Raw genomic sequence first — 2,589 nt, forward strand, 5'->3', positions numbered from 1 at the left:
ACGCATTCCAGGCCCGTGAAGGGCCTGCGAAATTGGAATCTGACCCCGATTTTTCTCGTTGACTGACTCGCGGTGGCTGTCTGAGCGCAGCGCTGCAAGCGCGTAGCGAGTTCCACCGCGCAGCCCCGCTCCCGTTCGATGCAGGTCTGCCCGCGCAAAGCGCGGGACGCCATGTCCGCGCGGCGCAGCCCGCCCGCATGCGGCGTGCGCGTGGTCCATGCGCGCTATGCTGCAGCGCATGGACTTCCTGCAGCCAACACTGAAGCTCTTCGCCGACATCGACGTGCAAGTCGACACACCGCAAGAAGTGGGAGAGAGCCCGAGAGGACGCAGAAGACTCATCCCCATCCTCGGTGGACAAGCAAAAGGCGACGGATGGACAGCACGCGTGCTCCCCGGCGGCGCCGACTTCCAGTTGATCGTGAGCAACACGCTCGCGGAACTGGATGCGCGCTACGTGCTGGAAACGGATGCGGGCGACCTGATCTACGTTCAGAACCGCGCCATCCGCAGCGGCCCGCCGGAACTCATGGCCCGGCTCGCGCGCGGCGAGCCGGTCGATCCTTCGGCGATCTATTTTCGCTGCAGCCCCAGCTTCGAAACCGCGTCGCGCGCACTCGGCTGGATCAACGAACGCATGTTCGTCGGGGCCGGCATGCGGCACCCGGACCGCGTCGTCCTGCGCTTCTTCGAACTCGCTTGACCGTTACGCCAGGCCCAGCAACCGCACCGCGTTGCCCTTCAGGATGCCGGGCATCACCTCGGGGCGGAAACCCGCTTCCTGGAAATCGGCCATCCAGCGCTCGGGTGTGATCAGCGGGTAGTCGCTGCCGAACAGCACCCGGTCCTTCAGCAGCGTGTTGGCGTACTGCACCAGCTGCTTGGGGAAATACTTCGGGCTCCAGCCTGAAAGATCGATCCACACGTTGGGCTTGTGCATGGCCACCGACAGCGCCTCGTCCTGCCACGGGAAACTGGGGTGCGCCATCACGATCTGCATGTCGGGGAAATCGATCGCCACGTCATCCAGGTGCATCGGGTTGCTGTACTCCAGCTTGAGCCCGCCGCCGCAGCGCATGCCCGAGCCGATGCCACTGTGGCCGGTGTGGAAGATCGTCGGCAGCTTGTGCGCGTTGATCACCTCGTAGATCGGCCAGGCCATGCGGTCGTACGGGTGGTAGCCCTGCACCGTGGGGTGGAACTTGAAGCCCTTCACGCCCTCTTCCCGGATCAGCCGCTCGGCCTCGCGCGCGCCCATCTTCCCCTTGTGCGGATCGATGCTGGCGAAGCACGCCATCATGTCGGCGTTCTCGCGCGCGGCCTGCGCGATCTCCTCGTTCGGGATGCGCCGGCGGCCCAGCTGCGACTCGCTGTCCACGGTGAACATCACCAGCCCGATCTTCTGTTCGCGGTAGTACGCGATGGTCTCGGCGATGGTCGGGCGGCGGCCGTTCTTGAAGTACTTGTCGGCGGCGCGGTCGTACTCCTCGCCGTAGTTGTCGAACGGATTCCAGCAGCTCACCTCGGCGTGCGTGTGGATGTCGATGGCGATCAGGTTGGCGTGGTCCATGCGGGTAAATCCTAGGCGAATGGGGGCACTCGTGGCTTGAATTTGATTATCCGTCATAACCATAATCAACGCACAGCGGAAACCCGGATGAACAACCCCGACCTTCAACTCGACATTCGCGGCGCCGTCGCCGTGGTGCGGCTCAGCCGCACAGCCAAGCGCAACGCGCTCAACGACGCGCTGGTGCTCGCGCTACGCGACACCTTCCAGCGCCTGCCGTCCACGGTGCGCGCCGCCGTGATCGACGGCGATGGCGATCACTTCTGCGCCGGCCTGGACCTGTCGGAAATCAAGGAGCGCGACGCGGCTGCCGGCCTGCACCATTCGCGCATGTGGCACGCCGCGCTGGAGGACATCCAGTACGGCCCGGTGCCGGTGGTCGCGGCGCTGCACGGCGCGGTGGTCGGCGGCGGGCTGGAGCTGGCCGCCGCCTGCCACGTCCGCGTGGCCGACGACACCACCTTCTACGCGCTGCCCGAAGGCTCGCGCGGCATCTTCGTGGGCGGCGGAGGCTCGGTGCGCATTCCGCGCCTGATCGGCACCGCGCGCATGACCGACATGATGCTCACCGGCCGCGTCTACGACGCCGAGCAGGGCGAGCGCGCCGGCTTCGCGCAGTACCTGGTACCCAAGGGCCAGGCGTTCGACAAGGCGCTGGCGCTGGCCGAGCGCGTGGCCGAGAACGCGCCGCTGACCAACTACGCGCTCACGCATGCGCTGCCGCGCATCGCCGAACAGCCGGCCGACCACGGCTACCTGACCGAAGCACTGATGTCGGCCATCGCCCAGAGCGCGCCGGAAGCCAAGGAACGCGTGCGCGCTTTCCTGGACGGCCGCGCCGCCAAGGTCGCGAAGAGCTGAGCCGTTCGCCGCGATGAGCCAGCCGATCCGCGAAACCCCGCGCTACCGCCCGCTGGCCTTCGGCGTGACGCGCGCCGCCTGGCGCGACACGCCCGACGGCGTGCGCTACCTGCGCGCCGACCAGGACCTGCAGCCGCACGCGCCGCACATGGTGGACC

3 protein-coding genes are annotated in these 2,589 nt (G+C 67.3%); 2 read left to right on the forward strand and 1 reads right to left on the reverse strand.

Annotated features, from left to right (window positions below):
* The first annotated feature begins 238 nt into the window (after positions 1-238).
* Positions 239-703: a DUF3237 domain-containing protein gene (locus tag H0U68_RS23815; protein ID WP_296359438.1), complete on the forward strand. Its 465-nt coding sequence runs from the start codon at positions 239-241 to the stop codon at positions 701-703.
* Between the two features lie 3 nt (positions 704-706).
* Here the strand turns inward: H0U68_RS23815 and H0U68_RS23820 are convergent, their stop codons facing one another.
* Complete coding sequence (locus tag H0U68_RS23820) at positions 707-1,570, reverse strand: amidohydrolase family protein (RefSeq protein ID WP_296359439.1); 864 nt, start codon at positions 1,568-1,570, stop codon at positions 707-709.
* Between the two features lie 87 nt (positions 1,571-1,657).
* Between H0U68_RS23820 and H0U68_RS23825 the strand changes: the two genes are divergently transcribed.
* A complete protein-coding gene (locus H0U68_RS23825) occupies positions 1,658-2,431 on the forward strand; it encodes a crotonase/enoyl-CoA hydratase family protein (RefSeq protein ID WP_296359441.1) in 774 nt (257 codons plus the stop codon).
* The last annotated feature ends 158 nt before the right edge of the window (positions 2,432-2,589 follow it).

It is taken from the genome of Ramlibacter sp., from assembly GCF_013697775.1.
Classification (GTDB): Bacteria; Pseudomonadota; Gammaproteobacteria; order Burkholderiales; family Burkholderiaceae_C; genus Ramlibacter.

Excerpts from the sequence above, each read along its gene's own strand:
- H0U68_RS23820 (WP_296359439.1), bottom strand. The coding sequence starts at position 1,570 with ATGGACCACGCCAACCTGATCGCCATCGACATCCACACGCACGCCGAG.
- H0U68_RS23815 (WP_296359438.1), top strand. The coding sequence starts at position 239 with ATGGACTTCCTGCAGCCAACACTGAAGCTCTTCGCCGACATCGACGTG.
- H0U68_RS23825 (WP_296359441.1), top strand. The coding sequence starts at position 1,658 with ATGAACAACCCCGACCTTCAACTCGACATTCGCGGCGCCGTCGCCGTG.